Below are 25,736 nucleotides of genomic sequence, written 5' to 3'. Positions count from 1 at the left end.
TTGTGTGCCAGAGCCGGAAAATGGCCGAACACACTCCAATTACGATTTTTCTTACACTTGTAGGTCGACCAAGTCGGGACCTTAAGAATTTCTCTAACTGGGCCACTTAGCCGGGTTAGCAATATTTGTAACTTTTGAGGAAGACTATTGTGACACGTATTATCGTTGTTGGCGGCGGTGCTGGTGGTTTGGAACTAGCAACCAAACTTGGCCGCACTCTAGGCCGCAAAAACCGAGCGAAAATTACGCTGGTAGATCGTAAAGGTAGCCACTTATGGAAACCTCTACTGCACGAAGTAGCAACAGGTTCTTTGGACGAAGGGGTTGATGCATTGAGCTACCGCGCTCATGCCAAGAACCACCACTTTGATTTCCAGTTAGGTAGCCTAAAAGATATCGATCGTGAACGTAAAGTGATCATGCTTGATGAGCTACAAGATGAGAGTGGTGAGCTACTGATGCCTTCACGTGAGCTTGAGTACGATGTGCTTGTGCTAGCGATTGGTTCAACATCAAATGACTTTAACACACCAGGTGTACGCGAAAACTGTATCTTCTTAGATAGCCCAGAGCAGGCACACCGTTTCCGTACAGAGATGAATAATCAATTCTTGAAGCTTCATGCTCGCAACGGTGAAGGTAAAGTTGATATTGCTATTGTCGGTGCAGGTGCAACAGGTGTTGAGCTCTCTGCTGAGCTACATAACGCGATTAAAGAGCTGCGTACCTACGGCTTTGGTGACCTAGATTCAAGTAAACTCAACGTAAACCTAGTGGAAGCAGGTGAGCGTATACTACCTGCTCTACCACCACGCATTTCATCTGCAGCGCATCAAGAGCTAACGAAACTAGGCGTAAACGTGCGTACAGCGACGATGGTGACTCAAGCTGACTCTGAAGGCCTGACAACGAAAGATGGTGATAAGATCCCTGCACAAATCATGGTTTGGGCTGCGGGAATCAAGGCACCGGATTTCATGAAAGAAATTGGCGGTCTAGAGAGTAACCGTATCAACCAACTTGTGGTAAACGATACCCTGCAAACGACACGTGATGAGAACATCTTTGTTATCGGTGACCTAGCGCAATGTACTCAAGCTGATGGCTCATTTGTCCCGCCGCGTGCTCAAGCTGCTCACCAAATGGCAAGTCGCGCTTACGCAAACATCGTTGCTAAACTAAATGGTCGTGAAATGAAGCCGTATGTCTACAAAGATAAAGGCTCTCTAGTATCACTAAGCCGTTTCTCAACCGTTGGTAGCCTGATGGGTAACCTAACTAAAGGCTCAATGATGGTTGAAGGCCGCATCGCTCGCGTTGTTTACATCTCACTTTATCGCCTGCATCAAATGGCGCTGCACGGTGTGTTTAAGACGGCGCTGATTATCTTGATGGGACGCATCAACCGAGTACTGCGTCCAAACTTGAAACTGCACTAATCACTTGTTAGTTATTAAATCCCTGGCTCATTGGCTGGGGATTTTTTTATGGGCGTATTAATGAAGGACGAGAGCTTGCAAACAATTACTTTTTATCGTCGGGGATAATAGAGTAAACCAGCCCTTCTTTGGGCTTACCATTATAGATAAAACGGTTTCTTGCTTTTGCTTCAAAGGTAGCTCCGCACCTTTCCGCGAACCTCTGACTCGACACATTATTAGGGTCACACACTAGCTCTAATCGAGTTAACAGTAGCTTATCAAATGCGAACTCTATTAATGCGTCAACACCTTTAAGGGCAAAACCCTGGCGTTGGAACCTATCAAAGATCCAATAGCCGATACTGGCCTGGTTGAAAGTAGGGGAGAACTCATTAATGGCAACCATGCCGACTAATTGTTCGGTTTGCCGTTGATAAATCCCGAAACCATAAGCTTGGGCTTTTATCCAACTCAAACGTGTAGCCGTCAAAAATTCTTGGCCGTCCGTCATGGTAAAATCACTGTCAGTCCAATCAAGCCATTGGTGTAATGACGGCGACTGCTTAATACCGAGAGTAAAAATTTCTGCCTCAGATAAGGGGATGAGCTTGAGCTGGATGGAGGGAGTGATAATGGTAAAGTCTGGAGACACGGTGTTCCTTTCCGTTTTATATAAATAAAGACACTCCGATACAAAAAGCCCCTGTACAAAGACAGGGGCTTTCATAAAGGTTACGTTAGCTAGCTTGAGGGACGCGACGCACTTGGATGATGATTCCCATTAACGGGTGATCGAGATAATGTGTTTCCGTGCTGCGCATACGGCGCTTTTGATCCATACGGTAGCTTTTTAGAAACTCTTCTACACGAACTTCAGGAGACACGTCTTCAAGGTTGCCTACTTGTACAGTGGTGTTTTCAAACGTCGTATTAGGATCAAGAGATTCTGTCTCGGTGTTGAGATCAAGTTGTCGATCTTCCAGTATCACTTCACGAACACTTGGTGCTTTAAGATCTAGTGTGGTTTCAGCGTAGAGATAGTGCTGAACATAGACCTGAAACTTTCCGTCTAACTCGTAGAGTGGGTTATCGATGCTCTGCTCTTGGATACCATTTACACTCGTCGTGTTAGAGCCGTCTTCCTTTGAACTACCGTCGGAGTTGAACTTATCGGAGAAGTCCTGACCGGCTTGAATTCTGAACACTGGAGCACTTGCTCGACCTTGGTCGCCTTGGCGCCAAGCGGTATGCAACAGAACTTTAAAGCCGGCATGTTTCTGCAGTTTATCTTTTTGTTCGGTCAACTCGTATTGGTTGTATCCCAGCATTTGCACGCCTTTGGAGCTTCTATAAGAAGCATCTTGGAAAGAGCGTGCATTGGTTACGTTTATTTCTGGCATCACATTTGGCCAAGCTTCTTTGGTTTGCTCGGCATCAACGGCGCGTTTGAATATAAGTACTTCAATATCAAATTGACGCTGAGCAAGTGATGGCATTGAAACCATCAAAAGCAGCAAAGGAATCAGTTTTTTCATTCTTTCTCCATAAATGTGCCGGTGGGTTAAAGGCTTACACCGGCGAGCATCCGAATTAAGGTTAGTTAATCTTACTAGGATGCAGATGGCAATAGGTTCTGTGAAAATTTGCCAATTAATTCAGATACAAACTGGATGCGTTTTCTACGATCCACCAAAGGTTGCATGAACTTGAGTTTCGTCGGTCCATCCAGTCCGTATTTTGTTGGTTCCGTTTGCAATAGTGTAACCAAGAACGTTGGGTTGATGTCAGCGTCAGGATAAAACTCGATGTACCCGCCCTTATCATGAGCCTCGATCTTTTTAACCTTAATCTTAGCTGCATCTAACTTAACTTGGCTTACTGATAGTAAGTTCTTCGTAGCGTCTGGCAACGGGCCAAAGCGGTCGATAAGCTCAACTTTAAGTTCTGCCAGTTCGCCTTCACCATCAACACTTGCAATACGTTTATACATAGACAAGCGCATATTAACGTCTGGAATGTAATCGTCAGGTAAAAGAGCGGGTAGGCGCATTTCGACTTCGGTTTGCTCTCTGAGCAGATCATCAAGAGAAGGCTCTTTACCTTGTTTGAGCGCCTCGACGGCTTGATCGAGCATTTCCATGTAGAGTGAGAACCCAACTGATTGGATCTGACCACTCTGATCATCACCAAGTAACTCACCTGCACCTCGGATCTCCAAATCATGGGTCGCTAGGGTAAAGCCAGCCCCAAGGTCTTCAAGTGAAGCAATCGCATCGAGTCGTTTAACTGCATCCTTGGTAATAGCCTTAGGGTGAGGCGTCAATAGGTAAGCATACGCTTGGTGGTGAGAACGACCGACACGACCACGTAACTGGTGAAGCTGAGCAAGACCGAGATTATCTGCACGATCCATCAAGATGGTATTTGCCGTCGGTACGTCGATACCGGTTTCGATGATCGTTGTACAAACCAGCAGATTAAATCGCTGATGGTAGAAGTCGTTCATGATGCGCTCTAGCTCGCGCTCACGCATTTGACCGTGTGCGACGGTGACTCGAGCTTCAGGAACGAGCTTTTCTAGGTCAGCGGCTACTTTCTCAATGGTCTCGACTTGGTTGTGCAGGAAGTAGACCTGGCCACCACGCATGATCTCACGCAGCACGGCTTCACGGACTACAGCATCATCGCTTTGACGAACAAAGGTCTTAATCGCCAATCGGCGTGCTGGTGGTGTTGCAATGATTGAAAGGTCACGCATACCACTCATAGCCATATTAAGCGTTCGAGGAATTGGCGTTGCGGTTAGTGTCAGAATATCCACGTCTGCGCGCATCGTTTTCATCTTCTCTTTTTGACGAACACCAAAGCGGTGCTCTTCGTCAACTATCAGAAGGCCAAGATCCGCAAACTTGATATCGTCTTGAAGTAACTTATGGGTGCCAACGATAATGTCGACCTTTCCGTCTGCAACATCTTGCAGTACTTCTTTCTGCTCTTTTGCAGATTTAAAGCGTGAAAGTACCTCTACGCGAATCGGTAAATTGGCGAAGCGGTCACGGAAATTCTCAAAATGCTGTTGAGCAAGTAGGGTAGTGGGAACCAGCACCGCCACTTGTTTAGCGTTGTCTGTGCTGACAAACGCAGCACGCATCGCCACTTCTGTTTTACCGAAACCAACATCACCACACACCAAACGGTCCATTGCTTTCGCTTGGCACATATCAGATAGTACAGCATTAATTGCCATTGCTTGATCGTCGGTTTCTTCAAATGGGAAGCCTGACTTGAACGTCGCGTACTGTTCTCTATCAAGCTTAAACTTATAGCCCGGTTTCAATTCACGTTTTGCATAAACATCGAGTAGTTCTGCGGCGACATCACGGACTTTTTCGGCAGCTCGGCGACGAGCTTTAGACCAAGCCTCACCACCTAATTTGTGCAGAGGCGCACTTTCTTCTGCGCCGCCAGAATAGCGACCAATGAGGTTTAGGGACGCTACTGGTACGTAAAGCTTGGCTTCGTTTTGGTATTCAAGTGTCACGTATTCGGTCTTCATACCACCAGCTTCAAGTGTTTGAAGACCAATATAACGACCGATACCATGATCAATATGAACCACTGGCTGACCCGGTTTTAGCTCCGCTAGGTGACGGATAACGGTGTCACTGTTTACAGTCCGCTTATCTTTTTTGCGTCGTTGAATAACTCGGTCGCCAAGCAAGTCGCTCTCACAGATAAACGCTAGGTTACAATCGGTAAGAATAAAGCCGTGCTCAGCAGAGCCAAGAACCAAGCTGAACTTATCTTCGCCATTGATGGCTTGTTGGAGGTTTTCATAGACGACTGGTCGAACCTTAATTCCTGCTAAAAGTTCTGTTAGGGCTTCACGTCGGCCTTCTGACTCTACTGAAAACACGACTTTGCCACTGAAGCTTTCACTAAACTGACGCAGTGAGGCAAGAGGTTCTTTGTTTTGCTGTTTAGTGCTTAAATCAGGCAATGCTTGAACAGCACCGTTGTTGCGGCCAGCCTTCTCTTCAATCGCTTCGATAAACAGAGAAGCTTGTGGATACTTTTTAAGATTACTGAAGAGTTCATCTTTTTGTTGCCACAGCACCTTTGGTTCGAGCAAAGGACGCAGAGGGTCAACGCCACGCTGATCGTAGCGATGCTCAACATCCGCTAAGAAAGAGTCAATTGAGGTTTCAATGTCACCGACAGTAATAATCTGAGAGTTATCTGCTATGTAATCAAACAGCGTCTCAGTATGTTCAAAGAACAGTGGTTGCCAATATTCGATACCAGCAGGCCAAGTGCCTTTCGAGACTTGTACATAGATAGATTCTGGTTCTCGGCGCGCTTCAAATTGCTGACGCCAACGAATACGAAAATCTTCAATCGCAGTCTCGGAGGTTGGAAATTCGTGTGCAGGAAGTAGACGGATTTCATCCATATCTTCCAGAGAGCGTTGATTTTCCGGATCGAACGTTCGAATGGTATCGATCTCATCATCGAAGAAGTCGATACGATAAGGTGCCCTACTGCCCATAGGGAACAGGTCGAGGATCGAGCCTCGACTTGCATACTCACCAGGACCAAAAACTTGATCTACGTGTCGGTAACCTGACTTCTCAAGCTGAATACGCAACTTTTCTAGAGAGTAGAGATCGCCGACTTTTACCATCAGGGTATGTTGTAGCAAGAAATCTCGTGGAGACTGACGTTGAAGCAGGGTATTGATAGGGACAATAGTGATGCCACACGTCTGAGCCGGTAGCTGGTAGAGCTTCGCGATTCGGTCAGAAATGATTTCCTGATGCGGTGAGAAGTTATCGTAGGGTAAGGTCTCCCAATCAGGGAACAACGATACATCTTGGTTAGTAAATTGTTCGACTTCTGATAGAAGTTTTAAGGCTAACTGTGGGTCAGGAACCGCTAATAGAGTATGCCCTTTATGTTGCTTATCAAGTTCGGCAATAGCGAGTGCAAGTGAAGCACCTGTAAGGTTACCGGTTTGTTTTTTGTCACCGGCTCCTGCGGGAGCAGTGATAGAAAGAATGGCGTTATCTGACATAGTTTACTTGGTGTCTCGGTCTAAAGAGCGTTGACGCAGTAGTTTTTGCTGCTGGATAAGTGCAGCCTTAATTAATAGATCTTGGTCGTTGTCTCGAAGCAGCTTGTAACGCATCGTGATCTCATAATCTTTGCCCGATGCTTGGCAATCCGCTACATAAGCGTAGCAGTAGATAGCGGCAGCTGGCTGCTCAACAAACAGCTTTACTCTAGCGAGTTGGTCAATTTTAAGTGCAGTGCTGCTTTTATAGGTGAACTGACTCGCGCCAAAGCTAATGGTGTTTGCTCGGAATTGCTCGTCATCTTGTTGGGCGAGCATAAACGTCAGCAACAGGTTAAGTTTGCTGTTCTGCGCATCTAACAGTTGGATTAGGTGTTTGAAATCGCTATTTTTAAGCTCTTGCTTTGCGCTATCGGTAAGAAGGTCGAGTTGACTAAAATCACTCGCAACAACGAATGGTGCTGGTATCTCACTTTCGAAATCTTGAACGCTTGGCAGCGTAAATTGTTCATCGAGAGGTTCTATATTTGCGGTGAGCGCATGATGGACAGTGAAAAATTCTTGTTGAGACATAACAGCTTCCTTGTTGGCAATAGATCAATTATCTCAATGTCTGTCGACATAGCAAATATTTCTTTCTATTCCGTTGTTTTTCTGATTATTTCAGCTCCATAGCTGTCATCTAACATCAATTCTCGGTACATTACGTGACACGTTCTGCATTGAACATGTTTTAGATGGAATTTATACGCTCAAGCCTTTGAGCTCAGGTCATGACTATGTTTCACCCAGTATCATTATTTATAGGTCTTCGTTATCTACGAGGACGCTCAGGAGACCGATTTAGTCGATTCGTTTCCTATATGTCGACGGCCGGAATTACCATCGGTGTAATGGCTTTAGTGACCGTGCTTTCGGTAATGAATGGCTTTGAATCCCAACTCAAGTCTCGAATCTTGGGAGTTCTGCCTCAAGCCGTGATTTATCAGGACGGCATGAAAACCGATGGCTCAACAGGATCGCCGGAATTCGCGCAACCATGGTCAACTGCCGAACCGGAGCCTATCGTTCGCAGTGAGGCGGTTATTCAAAGTAGTGCGCAACTCGCCGCCGGTCTGCTGGTGGGTATTGATGCCAGCGAGGACGACCCTATCGCTAACTACCTAGTAATGGGCCGTGTTCAATCGTTGCAAGCGGGTAAATATCAGGTATTTCTTGGTCATAAACTTGCTCGTTCACTTCAAGTCTCTGTTGGTGACAAAGTAAGGCTTATGGTGACCAGTGCTAGCCAGTTCACACCTTTAGGTCGCATTCCTAGTCAACGTAATTTTACCGTCGCAGGGCTATTCAATACGGGTTCAGATATCGACGATCAACTCATGATCACTCATATCCGAGATGCTGGTCGTTTGATGAAGTTTAAGAGCGATACAATTTCGGGTTGGCGCCTTTACCTAAACGATCCATTTGATGTCGCAGAGCTATCCCAGCGCCCATTGCCTGAAGGTTGGCACTGGAGTGATTGGCGTGAACAAAGAGGTGAAGTTTTCCAAGCTGTACGCATGGAAAAGAATATGATGGGGTTGATGCTGAGTCTTATCGTTGGAGTTGCCGCGTTCAACATTATATCAGCTCTAATTATGGTCGTGATGGAGAAGCAATCTGAGGTTGCTATCTTGAAGACTCAAGGTATGTCGAATAACCAAGTATTGGCGATTTTCATGGTCCAAGGCGCAAGTAGTGGCGTAATTGGCGCATTGGTAGGTGGTGCTCTGGGTGTGGCTCTATCAATGAATCTCAATACTGTATTATCTATGACAGGATCATCATTACTCGCACTAGGCGGTCACCTTCCTGTTCAAATCGATCCCACTCAAATCACAACGGTTGTTGTGCTTGCGGTTGCGTTAAGCTTAATAGCCACTATTTTCCCTTCTTACAGAGCATCTTCTGTGAAACCTGCTGAGGCTTTAAGGTATGAGTAATCTTTTACAATGTCATGATATTAAGAAAACCTATCGTGAAGGGTCTCTCGATACCGAGGTGTTGAAAGGGGTTTCTTTCGAGATAAAAGAAGGGGAACTGGTCTCAATTATCGGTACTTCTGGTTCAGGTAAAAGCACCTTGCTGCATATATTAGGTGCATTGGATGATGCCTCTAGCGGTAGCGTCAACTTTAAGCAACAAGATTTGTCGAAGTTGAGCTCAAACAAGCAAGCCAAATTACGAAATCAGTACTTGGGGTTTGTATACCAGTTTCACCACTTGCTTGCTGATTTCTCTGCGGTTGAAAACGTGGCAATGCCACTGTTGATTGGCGGCACATCTGCGACAAAAGCTAGAGAAGAAGCAACAAAGTTGTTAGATAAAGTCGGACTATCTCATCGTATCGACCATCGACCATCGGAGCTGTCTGGTGGCGAGCGTCAACGTGTTGCAATCGCCCGTGCATTGGTGAATAAACCTGCTTTGGTACTTGCAGATGAACCAACGGGTAACCTAGACCATAAAACGGCATTAGCGATTTACGATTTGATGCGCGAGCTCAATCGAGAATCAGGTACCGCGTTTTTGGTGGTGACCCATGACGGTGAGTTGGCTGCCAAGATGGATCGTAAGCTACACATGCAGGATGGTTTGTTGGTCGATGTGAATCAAACACAATCTGATGAGGAGTTAGCCTAGTGTTTTCAAACCTGTCTCTCGTCATCGGTCGGCGTTTTAGCCAAGCGAAGCAACGAGAAAAAATGGTCTCGTTTATTTCTCTATCTTCGATTATAGGCATCACGGTAGGTGTTGCGGTGATCATTATCGGTTTGTCAGCGATGAATGGGTTTGAAAGAGAGCTGCAAAATCGCGTGCTATCGGTTATCCCACACGCGGAACTTGAGGGCGTCAATGCTCCGGTGCAGAACTGGCAGAAAATGGTGCAAGATGCCAACAAGCATCCTGAGGTTGAAGCTGCAGCCCCTTACGTGCGAATGACAGCGCTTGCTGAGCGTGGAACTCAACTCAAAGCACTTGAGGTTCGAGGTATTGAACCAGAGCTAGAAAGCGAAGTCTCTACGCTTTCTAGCTATGTCGGTAAAGAAGCCTGGCAATCGTTCAAGCCAGGGAACAACTCGGTTATTCTCGGTAAAGGTGTTGCAGATGCCCTAGGTGCAAGCGTAGGAGACTCAATTACCTTGATGCTACCAAGCTTGGGTTCAACAACTAAAGTTCAGGCGCCAAAGCGAGTAAGAGTAAAAGTTGTTGGTTTACTGAGCCTAAGTGGCCAAATTGATCATAGCTTAGCATTGATTCCTTTATCTGATGCTCAAGGCTATATGAAGTTAGGAGACAAGGTAACGGGTGTTTCTTTGAAGGTCTCTGATGTTTTGGATGCTCAAAACATCGTGCGTCAAGTCGGTAGTCAGGTTTCAGAATACGTGTACCTGCGCAGTTGGAAACAGAAGTTTGGATATCTACATCGCGATATTCAGTTGGTCAGAACCATTATGTACTTAGTTATGGTATTGGTGATCAGTGTTGCCTGTTTCAATATTGTCTCGACGTTGATGATGGCCGTGAAAGATAGGGCATCTGAGATTGCGATACTAAGAACGATGGGAGCATCAAATGGCCTTATAAAGCGTATCTTTGTATGGCAAGGCGTATTTTCTGGTGTGATGGGCAGTCTTATCGGTAGCGCACTTGGTGTGATGGCCGCACTGAATTTGACTCCAATGATAAAAGCCCTAGAGAACTTAATTGATCATCAGTTTCTTTCCGGTGATATTTATTTTGTCGATTTCCTTCCGTCAGAATTGGTATGGAGTGATGTCTTACTCGTCTCGGGAACCGCAATTGTTTTAAGTTTAATTGCTACTTGGTACCCAGCGACAAGAGCGGCTCAAATGAATCCAGCCGCTGTGCTGAGTGCTAAGTAAAGCTGACCACTAAAACGAAAAAGAGCCGTTAAGGCTCTTTTTTAATATTAGCTCCCGCGAAATCAAACTGAGTCGACATTCTATTTCATTCTAGGGTATGTCTACCGCAATGTTTGACGAGTTAAGACTAGCATCAAGCTATCGGGTCGTTATCTTATCTCAATTCACGAGCTGCTAGTTCTTACGCTGCCAAATCCTAAGTTTTCTTTGTTCCCAACTGCGCACTACTGAGTAGCGCCAGAGACCTCGAATACCAAAGTAACCGATGATGGAAGAAACGACCGCACAGATGGCACAACCAAGCAAGAATGGAGGTCCAATGGTTTGCATTTGCGCGATGATAAAGTCCCAAGACAGTTCGAAGTGAAAAGGCTGCGGTGGGACTTGCATTGCGACAGCACCTACTTTATAGGCAAAGTAGAACATAACCGGCATGGTGACAGGGTTACTGATCCATACCAGAGCAACAGATAAGGGAAGATTTACACCACAAAATATAGCGACGCCTGCAGACATGATCATCTGGCTAGGTAGTGGAACGAATGCCATGAATAGTCCGACGGCGAAAGCGCCTGCTGCCGAGCGTCGGTTAAGCACCCAAAGGTTTGGGTTATATAGCACGTTGCCGAATATCCTTAAGGCCTTTTGACGTCGAATTAGGTCAGGGTCAGGCATGAAGCGTCGGATAAATTGTCTTGGCATAGGGGAAAATGACTCGCTATCTAAATCGGTGGTCAATAACCGTTAACTTACTATTACTGCTTAGTTTCCCGTATTGGGTCGGCATTCCTCACTACTTGTGGGCTTTGCTCTTATGGGCAGTAACTTGCTGCTTCATCAAGTATAGAAGAACGTTTTTCTTCAGGATTTTAGTTCCCTTCATTATCGTTTTGATTGTTCTCATTGGCCATGCGAATCGCTACCAATCAATGAGTAAGCACCTCTATTCAGCAGGCAGTGATATTACCATAAAAGGAGAAGTTGACAGCTTTTTTAAGCAAATAAGTCACGGATATGAAGTGACTTTTGTGGTACATCAAATTGGAGACGTGAAACTGTCAATTTTTGAACAACCCTCTGTTCGTTTAAGTTCTCCCTTCCCATTAAACCTTGGTGAACGTTGGCAGTTCAGGGTTAATATGCGACCCGTGTATGGATTGGGCAATGAGTATGGATTTGATCTCGAGCGGTACTACGGTGGTCGGGGTGTTTTTGCCAAAGCTAAGCTGATACCAATGACAGCAATCCGTATTAGTCAATCGGATAGCTTTCGCTTATTTCTCTCGCAAGGCTTGGAAGAGTTTCATGGCCGACTTGCAAATGTTGCGTTGATTAAAGCTCTCAGTTTAGCAGAAAGAGGGGATATCGATTCGAATGTATGGAATGCATGGAGAGACGCCGGGATCCTACATCTCATCGCGATTTCTGGTCTACATATTGGAATGATGTTTGTTATTGGGGTCAAAGTAGGGCGTATATTCAGGAGGCTTATCGGAGTACAAAGCTTACCACTGCTATTCGGGGTTTTGTGTGCGTTTGCTTACGCATCTCTTGCTGGTTTTGCTATTCCTACTTTGAGAGCACTTGTCATGTGTGCACTGGCTGTGTTTCTAGTCTTAAGCCGAAGGCATCTTGACACATTTACAAAGCTCACTCTCACCGCAGTATTGATACTGATTGTTAACCCGCTTGCTAGCCTACAGATGAGCTTTTGGCTGTCGTTTACTGCGGTGAGCTTCATTTATCTGGCTTGGCATATTACTCAACATTTGGTGCTGATGATGTCTAGCCAGAAACCGGTATTGTTGAGCTCTAACCTTCGAAGGGCATTGATTTCGGCGTTGATGTTTCACTTGGTGTCTACATTGTTGTTTTCTTTGATATCGATGTATTTCTTCACAGGCTTTAGTCTTTCATCCATCATTGTCAATGCTTTCGCTGTTCCATTATTTCTTTTCGTTACCATTCCACTGTTGTTCCTCTCAATAGCCCTGATGCTCGTATTCCCTGCGCTTGCTGAGTTCCCTTTAACAGTGACAGATCGTAGTCTATCGCTGATTAACTACATTATTGGGTTAATCGACGGTAGTTGGATTGAGGCTTCACAAGGAGCATTAGTTCTGTTGTTGATAGTGCTGCTCACTGTTAGCGCCAGTAAGCTGTTTGCTTATCGGTATTTAGTATTTCCGTTATTGAGTGTGGGTTTACTCGCACTTGGCTTCGACTATAGAGTTTACCAATGGCGGTTTGATGTATTCGATGTAGGACATGGAACAGCACTGTTGTTAGAGAAAAATCATAAACTCGTTTTGTTTGATACAGGTGCAGCCTGGGGCGGTGGCAGTATGACTCAAGGGGTGTTATTGCCAAATATTAAACAACGGAATTTGATGAACTTAGATGGTGTAGTGATTAGTCACTTCGATAATGACCATGCCGGAGGGTTAGTAGACCTAAACCAAGACCAGGAATATAAGTGGTTCTTGAGTAGCAGAACGAGGCATTCAGAAGAAAATGATGTTCAGGTTCGGCATCTCCGTTGCGTTCAGGGAGAGCAATATCATTGGCAAGGCTTAATATTTGATTTCTTATGGCCACAACAAACTGTCGAGCGTCCTTTTAATCCCCAATCTTGTGTGGTTAGAGTTACCGATCCTCGGTACGGCTCGAGTGTTTTAATTCCCGGTGATATTGATGCCGTTAGTGAGTACTTATTGGCGCGAAGCGGTGAGAGTATCTCAAGTGATATACTTATCGTTCCTCACCATGGCAGCCGAACGTCATCAACCAGTGCCTTCATTAAAGCAGTAAATCCTAAAGTTGCTATTTTTACTGCGGCTAAACAAGGACGTTGGAGCCTACCCCACCCAGAGGTGTTGCAGCGTTACGTTAAATACGGAGTTGAGGTTTATATTACTGGTGATGATGGACAAGTAACGGCTTATTTTAACAATAGTGATTGGCGAATAGTTAAACAGCGAAACGCCGAATACACACCTTGGTATAGGCAGATGCTGAGGAAGGGAGTAGAATGAAAGTAATTACCTAATAAAAATAAGCACTTTATGTCTGATCAACACGATGAAACGACACGACAAACTTTCGGTCGTTTATGGAAATTTATTCGCCTTTATAAAAAGGGATTAGCGGTTGCTGTCGTAGCGTTGATTGTTAACGCTATTGCCGATACCTATATGATTTCACTACTGAAGCCGTTGCTCGATGAAGGCTTTGGTGACATTGAGTCTAATTTCTTAAGAATTCTTCCTCTCATCATCTTCGGCATGATGTTTGTTCGAGGAGTGAGTGGTTTCGTATCGACATACTGTTTGAGTTGGGTATCGAGCAATGTCGTAATGTTGATCCGTCAAAACGTGTTCAATCATTTCATGCATATGCCAGTCTCCTTCTTTGATAAAGAATCGAAGGGTGAGTTGTTATCACGTATTACTTATGATTCAGAGCAAGTCGCATCGGCAACCAGTAAAGCGTTAGTCAGTATAGTGCGCGAAGGTGCCAGTATCATAGGTTTACTTGCTTTGATGTTTTGGAATAGCTGGCAGCTTTCACTGGTACTACTTTTAGTCGCGCCAGTAGTGGCGTGGGCGATTGGTATTGTCTCTAAGCGCTTCCGCAAGATTTCAAAAAATATGCAGACCGCAATGGGTAAAGTATCTGCATCCTCTGAGCAAATGCTGCGCGGTCATAAAGTTGTACTAACTTACGGTGGTCAGGAGATTGAAAAGCAACGTTTTGACCGTGTGAGTAACCAAATGCGTCAGCAGTCGATGAAGTTGATTTCAGCACAGGCGATTGCCAACCCTGTTATCCAAATGATCGCTTCTGTTGCACTTGTGAGTGTTCTGTTTTTGGCAAGCGTTGACTCTATCCGCAGTGAACTGACTCCAGGTACCTTCACCGTTATCTTTTCTGCGATGTTTGGCTTGATGCGCCCGCTAAAAGCACTAACTAACGTAACCTCTCAATTCCAACGCGGTATGGCTGCAAGCCAGACACTGTTTGCGTTAATGGACATGGACACCGAGGTCGACAAGGGCAAATTCGAAGCAAAAGAAGTTAAAGGTGAAGTTGCGGTCAAAGATATTACTTTCACCTATCAAGGCAGCGAGAAACCGGCCTTGGAGAACGTCTCTTTCGATATCCCCACAGGCAAAACGGTTGCTCTGGTAGGTCGTTCTGGTTCAGGCAAGAGTACTATTGCTAATCTATTTACACGTTTTTATGATGTAGACTCGGGTTCGATAGAGCTTGATGGGACCGATATTCGTGATTTTAAATTGACGAACCTACGCACTCATTTCGCCCTGGTTTCGCAAAACGTGCACCTATTTAACGATACAATTGCGAACAACATTGCCTACGCGGCAGAAGATAAATATTCTCGTGAAGACATCGAAAGAGCCGCTGAGCTTGCTTATTGTATGGACTTCGTTAATGGGCTAGATGACGGTCTAGACACGATTATTGGTGAAGATGGTGCAAGCCTGTCAGGAGGTCAACGTCAGCGAGTCGCTATTGCGCGTGCTTTACTGCGCAATGCACCAGTGCTGATTCTGGATGAGGCAACGTCAGCTTTGGATAATGAATCAGAAAAAGCGATTCAGTCTGCACTTGATGAGCTACAGAAGGATAAGACGGTTCTAGTTATCGCACACAGACTTTCAACCATTGAAAACGCAGATCAAATTTTGGTTGTGGATGATGGTCAAATAATCGAACGTGGTAACCACAACGAGCTATTAGCTCAAGATGGCGTTTATGCTCAACTGCACAGCAACCAGTTTGGTGAGCAATGATCGAAAAAATCTGGTTCGACAAACACCCAGCTGGAATCCTACTATGGCCACTTTTGTGGCCATTAAGTCGTTTGTTTAAACGTATCAGTGAAAAACGAAAATCTGATTTTCAAAATGGTATAAGACCAAGCTATAAAGCAGATGTTCCCGTCATTGTCGTGGGGAATATTACTGCGGGTGGCAATGGCAAAACGCCGATGGTCGTTTGGCTGGTAGAGCAGTTATCTAAGCAAGGTTATAAACCTGGTGTGGTATCTCGAGGATATGGCGGTAAAGCGCCGAATTACCCATTGTTAGTGACAACCTCGACCCCAGCTGAGCACTGTGGAGATGAGCCTCGCCTGATTCATGTTCGTACCGGCGCCCCAGTAGCGGTTGACCCCGTGCGAAGCAACGCCGTGAAATTATTGATGGAGCAAGGGGTCGATATCGTCATTACCGATGACGGTCTTCAACATTACGCACTTCAGAGAGATGTTGAATTTGTCGTTGTTGATGGAGCGAGACGCTTTGGTAATCAGGCTTATATGCCATTAGGCCCACTACGCGAAGGATTAGAGCGTTTAAATAGTGTCGACTTTATTGTCACTAATGGTGGTGAACCGAAAAGTAACGAGCTTGGCTTTGCGTTGCATCCGGATATGGCTGTGAACCTTAAAACCGGTGAGCGGAAAGAGGTATCAAGTTTAGGTAATCTGGTCGCTTTTGCTGGTATTGGCCACCCTCCAAGATTTTTTAGTACGCTAGATGAGCTCAAAGCTGACGTGATTGCGACGCATGCTTTCCCTGATCATCAGGCGTACTCTCTACAAGACATAGAGAAAATAGAACAACCCAACAGCCAGTTAATTATGACAGAGAAAGACGCAGTAAAATGCGATAGCTTTGCCAAAGGCAACTGGTGGTATGTACCTGTTTCTGCAAACTTTAGTCATGCAGATGAACAGCGTATTCTAGAAAAATTAAACAAGGTAATGGAACATTATGGATCATCGACTTCTTGAGATCGTAGCTTGCCCAGTATGTAAAGGTAAGCTGATGCTAGATAAGGACAACCAAGAGCTTATTTGTAAGCTGGATCGTTTAGCATACCCAATCAAAGATGGTATTCCGGTACTACTTGAGCCAGAAGCACGTTCGCTATCAATGGAAGAGGGACGCTAATGTCTTTTACTGTTGTTATCCCTGCTCGCTATCAATCGACGCGTTTACCAGGGAAGCCACTTGCTGATATTGGTGGCAAACCAATGGTTCAATGGGTTTATGAACAAGCACTTCAAGCCGGTGCTGATACCGTGATTGTTGCAACCGATGATGAACGTGTTCAGCAAGCCGTACTGGCCTTCGGGGGCCAAGTTTGTATGACATCTCCAGATCATGAATCAGGTACTGAGCGTCTTGCTGAAGTCGTAACGAAAATGGGCATTGCTGATGACCATATTATCGTTAATGTTCAAGGCGACGAGCCGTTAATCCCACCAACTATTATTCGTCAAGTTGCGGACAACCTAGCTGCGAGCGTCGCGCCAATGGCGACTCTAGGTGTTGAAATCTCTGATGAAGAAGAAGTCTTCAACCCTAACGCGGTTAAAGTTGTAACTGATAAAGAAGGCTACGCACTTTACTTCAGTCGAGCGACGATCCCATGGGATCGAGACAACTTCGCCAAACAAGACAAAGTGATTGAACAGCCTCTGCTTCGTCATATTGGTATCTACGCATATCGCGCCGGTTTCATCAATACCTACATTAACTGGCAGCCAAGTCCGATTGAACGTATTGAGTCTCTAGAGCAATTGCGTGTTCTTTGGCATGGTGAAAAGATTCATGTTGAGAAAGCACTAGAAGCTCCTGCTGCGGGTGTTGATACTCCAGAAGATCTCGAACAAGTTCGAGCGCTCGTGGCTACAAAGTAAGTAAGATCGAATCAGAGAGGGAGTAATGTTAGGTAATATCAACTTAAACTTGCTTCGCTCTTTGCATGTTTTACTTGAAGAGTGCCATGTGAGCCGCGCAGCTGAGCGGCTCAATATCACCCAATCAGCCGTAAGTAGACAGCTAGCTCAATTACGTGAGTTGACGGGCGATCCTCTTCTCGTTCGTGACCGGAACAACCTTGTTCCCACATCTAGAGCTCTAGTTCTGCAAAATAAACTCGGCATCCTTGCAATCGAGTTTGACGACCTTTTCTCTGACAAACCTTTTGAACCACTGGAATGGCATGGAGAGTTGACTCTTTCCTCAAGTGATTATGTCGCTCAATATATTGTCCCAGACATTGCTCAGCACCTCTCTCAAACTGCGCCAAACCTTAATCTTGCATACCAGCTTTGGCATCCTGATTTCTTAGATAAGTTAGCTGATACACCTATCCAGTTAGCATCCTCTATGTTGCCGGATAAACCGAAAGAGCTGTCGAGTAAGAAGCTCGGTGAAGATTATGCAGTTTGCTTGATGAGAAAAGATCATCCGTTAACTCACAAGCCAGATTTATCAATTGATGACTTGGTAAGATTCAATCATGTCAAAGTGACAGGGGGAGGGGACAAAGATTCGTTCGTCGATATTGCTTTGCGTGAAAGAGGGCGTTCGCGTCGAGTCTCTCTTAAGGTTCCCTTCTTTTCTTCAGCGATCAATAGGTTGTTGAATAGTGACTTATTGATGATAGTGCCTGAGCATATCGCTCATAACCTCTCCAAGCATCATGCTTTAACATATAAGGCCCTTCCTTTTGACACGCCCGCTCATATGTATTGGTTGATGTGGCACCCTAAATACGATCTCGACCCAGCTCACGCCTGGGTGAGAGAAGAAGTCTACGCAATCATGCGGGTGTCAAAACACAGCATCGGTATGATCTCAGATCATTATAATGATGAGTAACTTTGATTTCATTTTATAACACCATTCTTGATACTCTATAACCAAAGAGGAGTTTGATTATGACATTCACTATTTGGTTATCTTTATTCACCGTTTGTATTCTTGGTGCGATGTCTCCGGGGCCGAGCTTAGCGATTGTTGCAAAACATTCTCTAGCTGGTGGGCGAATCAATGGACTAGCAACGTCTTGGGCTCATGCATTAGGTATCGGCATTTATGCTTTTGTAACCATCATTGGTCTTGCTGTAGTGCTACAACAGAGTCCAATGTTGTTTAAAGGTATTAGCTTAGCAGGTGCGGGTTATCTGGCGTATCTAGGTTTTAACGCGATACGTTCTAAAGGGGGGGTTGCTGCGAAACTCGAATCTGGTGAAAAGGTGAGTGTCGGACAATCTGCGAAAGAAGGTTTCTTGATATCGATCTTAAGCCCAAAGATTGCGTTGTTCTTCATCGCACTGTTTAGCCAGTTTGTTGCTATCGCTAACGATTTTAGCAACCAAGCAATCATAGTAGCGACGCCACTGATTGTTGATGGTTTATGGTATACCTTTATTACTCTTGTTTTATCCAACTCAAAGGTCGTGGATAAAATAAAGTCTAAAGCGGTATTGATAGATCGCTTGTCGGGTATTGTTTTAATCCTGCTTGCTGCGAGAGTTGTGTTCACTCTGTAGTTTCGCCTTGGGTGTACATAGCAAAAGCCACGGTAGGTACCGTGGCTTTGTTGTCTTTTACGTCAGAACTTAAGGGTATCAATTAGTTGTAAGCACGTACTAACTGACCTTCCCCCTCAAACTGGTATTCGCCTGCTGCAAAAGGAACAAATACCGATTCGCCAGACTTCAGTACAACGGATTCTTGACCTGTTTTCACCGTAACATTACCTGTCAGGCAGAAAAGGATTTCACCACTTTCCGTGTTAAGAGAAGCAGCCTGATCTGTTGAAGTCAGGATATCAATCTTAAAGTCTTCAACAGGTACAGGGAAGCAAGTACGGTATCCTTCAACGACTGGAGCCGTTTTTAGCGTGTCGAATGGAATAGGCTCAAACTTAGTATTATCGATAAGCTCTGGCACATCGATGAACTTAGGCGTTAGGCCTGCGCGAAGTACGTTATCAGAGTTCGCCATGATTTCCATGCCTGTACCACGTAGGTATGCGTGTGGTGTTTCAGCAAAAAGGAACATAGCTTCGCCAGGTTGCAGCTCAATCAGGTTAAGCATTAGAGGTGCGAACAGGCCAATATCGGTTGGGTATTCGGCGTGGAACTCAACGACCATAGCGAACGCTTGCTTAGCGAGCTCTGTTTGACCTTTGCTATCGATGTTCTCTAGTAGTTCTGCTAGTGCGGTATCGCGTGCTTCACCCTCTAGCGACATAACGGCTTCAAAGAATGCTTTAAGTTGGCTCGATTCTGGGTTTGCTTTAAGTGCAGCAAGCTCAGTTTCTAGGCTTGGAACGCTCGCTTGCTCAAATAGACTGATGATCTCTTCAAATACACGGAAGCCGTTCATCGCCAAGTAAGGAGTCAGGGCATAAACAAGCTCAGGTTTATGGTTTGGATCTTTGTAGTTGCGGTTGCCAGCAGTTACAGGGATCCCTGCTTGATTTTCGTTCTCGAATCCTGCAGCTGCGCGACTTTTTTCCGGGTGAACTTGAATAGAAAGCGGTTTAGCTGCGGCCAATACTTTAAGAAGGTATGGCAGTTCGCCGTATTGTTCTGTTGTACGCTGGCCGAGAAACGCTTCAGGTTGCGCCTTGATGAGCTCGCTTAGCAGTGCTTTGTCGTTGTCACGCTTAGAGCAACCATTTGGGTGAGCACCCATCCAGATTTCTGCTTGGTGAGCGTTTTCTGTGTTCTCGATTTCGAACAGCGAAGCAATAGAGGTCTTACTACCCCAGATGTAATCTTGGATTACGTTATCTAGTTTAAATAGGTGTGTCATTTCCATATCCAGAGGTTTTTTATGATGGTTATGTGGCCATTCTACGATGGATAAATGACAGTTTCCATGCTTAATATCAATTTAATACCTAGAGTACAAATTATAATACATATTATCGGTATGTACATATTTGTATTTAAAGTAATAAAAAAGGAGGAGCGATAAGCTCCTCCTAATAATACAATTCGATTTTTGGTCGTGGTTAAACGTGTAAACCACTATTAATCCGAAAAGAACGGGTTAGTTCTTCACTATGGCAATCGACTTGTACCTCATTACTTCTGACGAAGCCAAAGAACATCGTAGGCATCCAGTGAGATGTCTCCCTGCATATTAACATCCTGACCATCAAGAGTATTGATGATGCTGTCTGCCCCTAAAATGTCACAGATTGATGCAGGAACAGATTGTTCGTATTCGCTAAAGTTACAGATTGCTAGCAGCTTCTCACCATTTTCATGAATGCGAGCATAAGCGAAAAGGTGTGGTTGGTAAGTTTCCAGAATTTCGGTGCGAGCTTCACCAAATACCGGTGATGATTTACGCAGTTCAATCATCTGCTTGAGATCATTTGAGACCTTGAAAGCGGCATGGCTAGGGTCGTCAATTGTCGCAATATCCGCTTCGGTAATCTGAGGTCGGTTTACCCAACGAGAATCATCACGCTTGAACGGATCATCAAGGTAGCTGTGGTCATTAAACATCGCAAGTTCATCACCTTGATAGATCAGAGGTATGCCGCCGATACTTAAGTTAATACTGTTTAGTAGGCGAATTCGCTTTTGAGCCAGTTTAGTCGCGTTTGCATCTTGGTTGGCAACTGCGGTTTCCAGACCCGTCAACGCAGCCAATGAACCACAAACACGGCAATCTCCTGTAGTCGGGTTCTCCTGGAACGGGACACCCTCGGCAAATGAGCCTTCGAAACGGCCCGTATAGAATTGATTTAGGAAGCGACGGTGATTGAAGCCATCAATGCCAAGTTGGTCAGCAACGGCATCATCAAACGTCCAGCCGATATCGTCATGACAGCGAATGTAGTTAACCCAGCTGCAGTCAGGAGAAATCTGGAAACTCTTTTTGAGAGAAGCCGTAAGCAGCTTAGTTTCACGAGTGGCGAGGCTTTCCCACATGAGAGCCATCATAAGAGGATTGTAAGAAAGCTGACATTCATCTTTACCAATGTATTTTGCTACTTCATCAGGATGAACAATCGCTTCAGATTTGAATTGAACCGCTGGAGCGACGATTTGTAGACAAGAGTTGAAGCACTGAATCAAGGTATGTGCTTTCGGTAGGCTCTCACACTGAGTCCATTTCTCTTTCCAAATAAAGGCAAGTGCATCCAATCGTAGGCCTTCGCAGCCAATGTTTGCTAAGAATAACATCTCATCAGTAATCGCATTGAAAACGGCTGGGTTGGAATAGTTCAGATCCCACTGGAAACTATTGAAGGTCGTCCAAACCCACTTCTGTTGCGCTTCTAGGAAGGTGAAACTACCTCGACGTACTGTCGGGAAGATTTCGCGACATGTTTGGTTGTAATCATCAACGTCTTGCTTGTTTTCAAAGAAATAGTAGAAATCTTGTAGCTCAGGATCGCCGGCTTTCGCACCTTCAGCCCAACGGTGTTCGTCTGACGTATGGTTGAAAACGAAATCCAGTACCAGGCTAATATCAGCATCGCGTAATGCAGTCGCCAACGTAACAAGGTCTTTTTCTGAACCTAACTTTGGATCGACCTTACGGTAGTCAGACACTGCGTAGCCACCGTCACTGTCACCTTCAGGCGCTTGATAAAGGGGCATTAGGTGCAGATAGGTGATACCAAGCTCTTTGAGGTAAGGGATTTTTTCTTTAAGTTTCTTCAGGTCACCGGCAAACAGATCAACATAAACGGCCATGCCCAGCATATCTTCACTGCGATACCAAGTCGGATTCTTCAAACGCAGCTCATCGCGCTTCTTCATTGCCGGTTTACGAGAAGCAAAGGCATTAGCTAGTGTGATAACGAGTTGTTGAAGATGATAGAAGAAGTCGTACTGATGACCGTATAGCTCATGGAGTTTTTGTGCTAGAGGAGGGAAGTATTGTTCTAAACGCTTTTGAAATACAACGTTGTCTTTTTTGGTTAATTTAGGAAGCTCGATTGATTCAAGCACCTGCTTGAGGGCTTTCTGTCCCTGCTGATGAGTTAACATGGTTTCTCCTAGCCATATTCGTAAATAGTCATATATGGCGACTATTATTTAGCTAGTAAAAAATAATTTCTGTGATCTTCTTCCTAAATCGATTTAGCAAGTGGGTTGGAATCGTATTTATGAGAGGTTATGCGTTGAAGGTGCTGTTGGATACCACTTTTTCAAGATGACAGGCTTTTCTTCAACGAAACAGGGACAACAATACCCATCGGAGCCTCGTTATTCGCGGCCTTGCCAAGTAAAGTAGCGATATGTTCAGCGATCTTCTTGTAATCTTGGACAACGGTGGTTAAACCATCTGAAATACTTGGTATGCCATCGTAACCGACAACGGATATTTGTTCAGGTATGTTAATCCCACGTCGAACTAAGGCGGTTTTTACCCCAAGAGCAATCTCGTCATTTTCGCAGACTAAACCATCTATGCTTTCCAGTTGATTTGGGTCTAAGTCCATGATGGATTGATAGGCAGCTAATTCACCGATTGGGTCTTTACCCGTGCGAATCGTATGAATCGCAATGCCTTCTGTTGCCATGACTGAGGTATAGCCTTGCAATCGAGACTGGTAGTTGACCTCTGGCGCATTAGGGGTTACGAATGCAATATGTCGCTTGCCAGTATCCAGCAGGTGTTGAGTCGCTAGACGACCACCATTAAAGTCATCCGAGGCAATCCAAAATTCGCCTTCTACGACGCCTAAACAAACGAAGGGAATGTTTTTTTCTTTGAGTGTTTTAATTCGAGGGTCGTCGTGTTCTGCACTAAGCAGTACCACACCACCAATTTGGTCGAAGTTATTCTCATCAAGCTCGATAGGTAGCAGGCTTTTGCCTTGCTCTCGCATAGCGATGGAAATGGCAGGCCAAATCAACCCAAGGTAGCGTGAGGCTTGGTAAAAAGGCCCCATAGAAATGGCAATGCTGTCTCTATGCTTGCTTACCAGCTCTCTCGCGTAACCACCAGTAGCAAACCCAAGCTCTTCGCATATTGCTAGGATCTTGTTTTTGGTCTTTTCACTGACTCCCGGCTTATTGTTGAGTGCGCGACTCACCGAAGCGATAGAGACATTTGCTTGTTTGGCTACTTCGTGAATATTAATTTTACTGACATCGAGAGTCTGGGTATCTGACATGTGTAATAGCTTATTGTTATTAGATAATTTTGCGTAGAGGGTAAATATTTACGCCTTGAATAGAAACCATAAAAAATAAAAAGCTCTGGCGCAACCAGAGCTTTTTGATTTCTTAAGACATCAGTCAAAAATGACCGGTTGTTTGGTCTCTGAAGATTCGTAGATGGCTTCCAGAACCTTGGTGACTGTCAATGCTTGCTCAGGTGTCACTTCAGCGTCTGTGCCGTTTTCAAGCGCAGAGATCCATTGCTTCATTTCTGCAGCTAGGCAGTCATCCTCATAGAAAGATGGTTCTTCGACATACAGTGCATCGTTGCGCACACCATTGATACGCAGGCCATTGCGGTTGTCGGCGCCTGCTTTGTCACCACAAAGGGTCACTTGCGCTTCGCCGACATCAAGTGTATTCAACGCCCAGCTCGACTCTAGGAAGATCGTTGCGCCATTTTTCATGCGAATGAAGCCGAAAGAAGAGTCGTCAATCGTGTACTTGTCAGCATCCCAATCACCAAACATATTACCGGTTTCCGTTTGGTTTTTGAACTTGTCGTAAGCGACGCCATTAACGCTGTGCACATCGTAGTTGCCCACGAGGTGTAAGGCGAGATCAAGAGCATGTGTGCCGATATCGATCAGTGCGCCACCACCTTGTACTTCTTTATCTAAGAAGCTACCCCAAGTTGGGACGATACGACGACGAACAGCGTGAGCTTTGGCAAAGTAGATTTCACCTAGACGGCCAGCATCAATCTCTTTCTTCAGGTATAAGTTTTCGTTTGTGAAGCGGTTTTGGTAGCTGATAGACAGCGTTTTACCTGTTTCACGACTTACTTCGACCATGCGCTGTGCATCTTCAACCGTTGTTGCCATTGGTTTTTCACACATCACGTGCTTGCCATGTTTCATTGCTGCAATACTGTACTCTGCATGCGTGTTGTTTGGAGTACAGATATGAACAACGTCGATGTCCTGATTTTTGAAGATATCATCTAGGTTGTCGTAAACCACAGCACCTTCAGCACCGAAATCATCACAGAGCTTTTGTGCGGTTTCTTTGAACACATCAAAGAAGCCAACGAGGTTTACTTGTTCCATTTTCGATAGAGCTAAAGCGTGTTTAGTACGAGCGATGTTGCCACAACCGATAATAGCGATATTGAATTGAGTCATGAGTCTTTCCTTATTGCTATTAATCTGCGATTTTCACGTAAGCTTTGACGAAGCCTTCTGGCTTACCGATGATTGCATCGTATGCGTCGCCCACTTGCTCTAGTGAGAACTTGTGCGTGATTAACGTTTTGGTATCTAGCTTGCCAGCTTCAATCAGTTTAAGTGCGGTCGCTGTACCTTTTACTAGACGCTCAAGGTGACGTTCGTGCGCGTTAACAACAGAGAATGCTTTCCAGTTCCACATGCACATATCAACATTGCGACGTTCACCTTGGTGGAAACCAACAATAGACATCAGACCGTGTACGGCGGTGATCTCAGCTGCTAGGTCAAGACCAGGTTGAGAGCCTGACGTTTCAGCAACTACATCAAATGCTTTACCTTCGTGGCGGCCATTTTCACCAAATTCTGTTACTTTGTATTCTTCTGGAACGTCAGCTGGGTGGTACACTTCGTCTGCGCCTAACTCAAGTGCTTTTTGGCGAGCTTCTTCACGAGGATCAATACCGATCAATTTAACTGGGTTTTTCATCTTCATTAGCTGCAGGAAGCCCAGACCCATGTAACCAAGACCAATGATTGCTACTTTTTGACCGTACTCTACTGGAGTGCGGTTAGCACCGCTCATTAGACAGCCTAGAGGTTCGCCAATTGCTTCTGAATCTTCTAGTGATTCTGGTACAAGTGTCAGTAACTCTTCTTCAGCTTTGCCATATTCAGCGAAACCTTGCATGATAACGCCAGTGACACGATCGCCTTTCTTAAACTTAGTTACACCAACCCCCACTTCTTGAACGATACCAACTGCTTCATGGCCAAGCACACGCTCAGACCCTGCAGGTGTTTCACAGTAGTCGTGAATTTCTGACGCACAGATACCACAAACCGAGATCTTAACCAGGGCTTCTGTTGGGCCAATTTCTGGCATTGGGCGTTCTTCAATATGGAAATCTTTAGGACCGCGTAGTACAGCAACTTTCATCGTAATTTACCTTTTGTGTGTATCGCTCTTGGGTAACAGAGTAGGGGAGAGCGATAGGTCTATGTTCTTGATGAGTTGATTATGCAGATCTTTCGTAAATATTTACGTTAACTGGATCACTAAATTAAAACCTAAAGAGTAAATATTTACCATTAGTAATTTGAACATTGTGAAAGTAT

The 25,736-nt window shown here is 45.0% G+C and carries 21 protein-coding genes; 11 read left to right on the top strand and 10 right to left on the bottom strand.

The genetic code is table 11. The features are described from left to right. Nucleotides 1-149: 149 nt before the first annotated feature. Nucleotides 150-1,439: an NAD(P)/FAD-dependent oxidoreductase gene (locus DPF91_RS10435; protein ID WP_117234367.1), complete on the top strand. Its 1,290-nt coding sequence runs from the start codon at nt 150-152 to the stop codon at nt 1,437-1,439. Between the two features lie 85 nt (nt 1,440-1,524). On the opposite strand, the gene DPF91_RS10430 is transcribed toward DPF91_RS10435, so the two are convergent. The 4 genes from DPF91_RS10430 to DPF91_RS10415 form a co-directional block, all read right to left on the bottom strand. Further along, nucleotides 1,525-2,073, bottom strand: coding sequence for a GNAT family N-acetyltransferase (locus DPF91_RS10430; protein ID WP_117234551.1), 549 nt, complete (start codon nt 2,071-2,073; stop codon nt 1,525-1,527). Between the two features lie 85 nt (nt 2,074-2,158). Beyond that, entirely contained in the window at nt 2,159-2,956 is a 798-nt protein-coding gene (locus tag DPF91_RS10425; protein ID WP_117234366.1) for a peptidoglycan binding protein CsiV, read from the bottom strand. A 74-nt stretch (nt 2,957-3,030) separates the two neighbouring features. Beyond that, nucleotides 3,031-6,495: a transcription-repair coupling factor gene (mfd, locus tag DPF91_RS10420; RefSeq protein ID WP_117234365.1), complete on the bottom strand. Its 3,465-nt coding sequence runs from the start codon at nt 6,493-6,495 to the stop codon at nt 3,031-3,033. Nucleotides 6,496-6,498: 3 nt separating this feature from the next. Then, the gene (locus DPF91_RS10415; RefSeq protein WP_117234364.1) at nt 6,499-7,068 is read right to left on the bottom strand and encodes a PilZ domain-containing protein; all 570 of its coding nucleotides are present in this window, start codon (nt 7,066-7,068) and stop codon (nt 6,499-6,501) included. A 206-nt stretch (nt 7,069-7,274) separates the two neighbouring features. On the opposite strand from DPF91_RS10415, the gene lolC reads away from it, so the two are divergent. The 3 genes from lolC to lolE are packed head-to-tail and all read left to right on the top strand — an operon-like array spanning nt 7,275 to nt 10,424. Next, nucleotides 7,275-8,480, top strand: a complete 1,206-nt coding sequence (gene lolC, locus DPF91_RS10410) for a lipoprotein-releasing ABC transporter permease subunit LolC (RefSeq protein WP_117234550.1) — start codon at nt 7,275-7,277, stop codon at nt 8,478-8,480. Further along, nucleotides 8,473-9,180 (top strand): lipoprotein-releasing ABC transporter ATP-binding protein LolD, encoded by a 708-nt coding sequence (lolD, locus tag DPF91_RS10405; RefSeq protein ID WP_117234363.1) that lies wholly within the window; start codon nt 8,473-8,475, stop codon nt 9,178-9,180. The genes lolC and lolD overlap by 8 nt, the downstream gene beginning before the upstream one ends. After that, nucleotides 9,180-10,424: a lipoprotein-releasing ABC transporter permease subunit LolE gene (gene lolE, locus DPF91_RS10400; protein ID WP_117234362.1), complete on the top strand. Its 1,245-nt coding sequence runs from the start codon at nt 9,180-9,182 to the stop codon at nt 10,422-10,424. Before lolD ends, lolE begins: the two co-directional genes overlap by 1 nt. 174 nt (nt 10,425-10,598) lie before the next feature. Here the strand turns inward: lolE and DPF91_RS10395 are convergent, their stop codons facing one another. Beyond that, complete coding sequence (locus DPF91_RS10395) at nt 10,599-11,126, bottom strand: DUF2062 domain-containing protein (protein WP_117234361.1); 528 nt, start codon at nt 11,124-11,126, stop codon at nt 10,599-10,601. Nucleotides 11,127-11,134: 8 nt separating this feature from the next. Between DPF91_RS10395 and DPF91_RS10390 the strand changes: the two genes are divergently transcribed. The 7 genes from DPF91_RS10390 to DPF91_RS10360 are packed head-to-tail and all read left to right on the top strand — an operon-like array spanning nt 11,135 to nt 18,798. Further along, the gene (locus DPF91_RS10390; RefSeq protein ID WP_117234360.1) at nt 11,135-13,459 is read left to right on the top strand and encodes a DNA internalization-related competence protein ComEC/Rec2; all 2,325 of its coding nucleotides are present in this window, start codon (nt 11,135-11,137) and stop codon (nt 13,457-13,459) included. Between the two features lie 30 nt (nt 13,460-13,489). Beyond that, the gene (gene msbA, locus DPF91_RS10385; protein WP_117234359.1) at nt 13,490-15,241 is read left to right on the top strand and encodes a lipid A ABC transporter ATP-binding protein/permease MsbA; all 1,752 of its coding nucleotides are present in this window, start codon (nt 13,490-13,492) and stop codon (nt 15,239-15,241) included. Then, the gene (gene lpxK / locus DPF91_RS10380; protein WP_117234358.1) at nt 15,238-16,245 is read left to right on the top strand and encodes a tetraacyldisaccharide 4'-kinase; all 1,008 of its coding nucleotides are present in this window, start codon (nt 15,238-15,240) and stop codon (nt 16,243-16,245) included. The genes msbA and lpxK overlap by 4 nt, the downstream gene beginning before the upstream one ends. Next, nucleotides 16,226-16,405: a Trm112 family protein gene (locus DPF91_RS10375; protein WP_117234357.1), complete on the top strand. Its 180-nt coding sequence runs from the start codon at nt 16,226-16,228 to the stop codon at nt 16,403-16,405. Before lpxK ends, DPF91_RS10375 begins: the two co-directional genes overlap by 20 nt. Continuing rightward, complete coding sequence (kdsB, locus tag DPF91_RS10370) at nt 16,405-17,157, top strand: 3-deoxy-manno-octulosonate cytidylyltransferase (protein ID WP_117234356.1); 753 nt, start codon at nt 16,405-16,407, stop codon at nt 17,155-17,157. The genes DPF91_RS10375 and kdsB overlap by 1 nt, the downstream gene beginning before the upstream one ends. A 25-nt stretch (nt 17,158-17,182) precedes the next feature. After that, entirely contained in the window at nt 17,183-18,124 is a 942-nt protein-coding gene (locus DPF91_RS10365) for a LysR family transcriptional regulator (RefSeq protein WP_117234355.1), read from the top strand. A gap of 59 nt (nt 18,125-18,183) precedes the next feature. Next, a complete protein-coding gene (locus tag DPF91_RS10360) occupies nt 18,184-18,798 on the top strand; it encodes a LysE family translocator (protein ID WP_117234354.1) in 615 nt (204 codons plus the stop codon). Between the two features lie 82 nt (nt 18,799-18,880). Here the strand turns inward: DPF91_RS10360 and manA are convergent, their stop codons facing one another. From manA to DPF91_RS10335, 5 genes are all read right to left on the bottom strand, one after another. Beyond that, the gene (gene manA / locus DPF91_RS10355; RefSeq protein WP_117234353.1) at nt 18,881-20,071 is read right to left on the bottom strand and encodes a mannose-6-phosphate isomerase, class I; all 1,191 of its coding nucleotides are present in this window, start codon (nt 20,069-20,071) and stop codon (nt 18,881-18,883) included. A gap of 275 nt (nt 20,072-20,346) precedes the next feature. Next, nucleotides 20,347-22,272: an alpha-amylase family protein gene (locus DPF91_RS10350; RefSeq protein WP_117234352.1), complete on the bottom strand. Its 1,926-nt coding sequence runs from the start codon at nt 22,270-22,272 to the stop codon at nt 20,347-20,349. A gap of 161 nt (nt 22,273-22,433) precedes the next feature. Further along, complete coding sequence (locus DPF91_RS10345; RefSeq protein ID WP_117234351.1) at nt 22,434-23,405, bottom strand: LacI family DNA-binding transcriptional regulator; 972 nt, start codon at nt 23,403-23,405, stop codon at nt 22,434-22,436. Nucleotides 23,406-23,525: 120 nt separating this feature from the next. After that, nucleotides 23,526-24,575, bottom strand: coding sequence for a Gfo/Idh/MocA family protein (locus tag DPF91_RS10340; protein ID WP_117234350.1), 1,050 nt, complete (start codon nt 24,573-24,575; stop codon nt 23,526-23,528). Nucleotides 24,576-24,594: 19 nt separating this feature from the next. Continuing rightward, complete coding sequence (locus tag DPF91_RS10335) at nt 24,595-25,557, bottom strand: alcohol dehydrogenase catalytic domain-containing protein (protein ID WP_117234349.1); 963 nt, start codon at nt 25,555-25,557, stop codon at nt 24,595-24,597. Nucleotides 25,558-25,736: the final 179 nt, after the last annotated feature.

This window comes from Vibrio maerlii (genome assembly GCF_003415655.1).
Classification (GTDB): Bacteria; Pseudomonadota; Gammaproteobacteria; order Enterobacterales; family Vibrionaceae; genus Vibrio; species Vibrio maerlii.
Note: the sequence above shows the minus strand (reverse complement) of the source record. Positions and strands in the feature narration are given on the sequence as shown.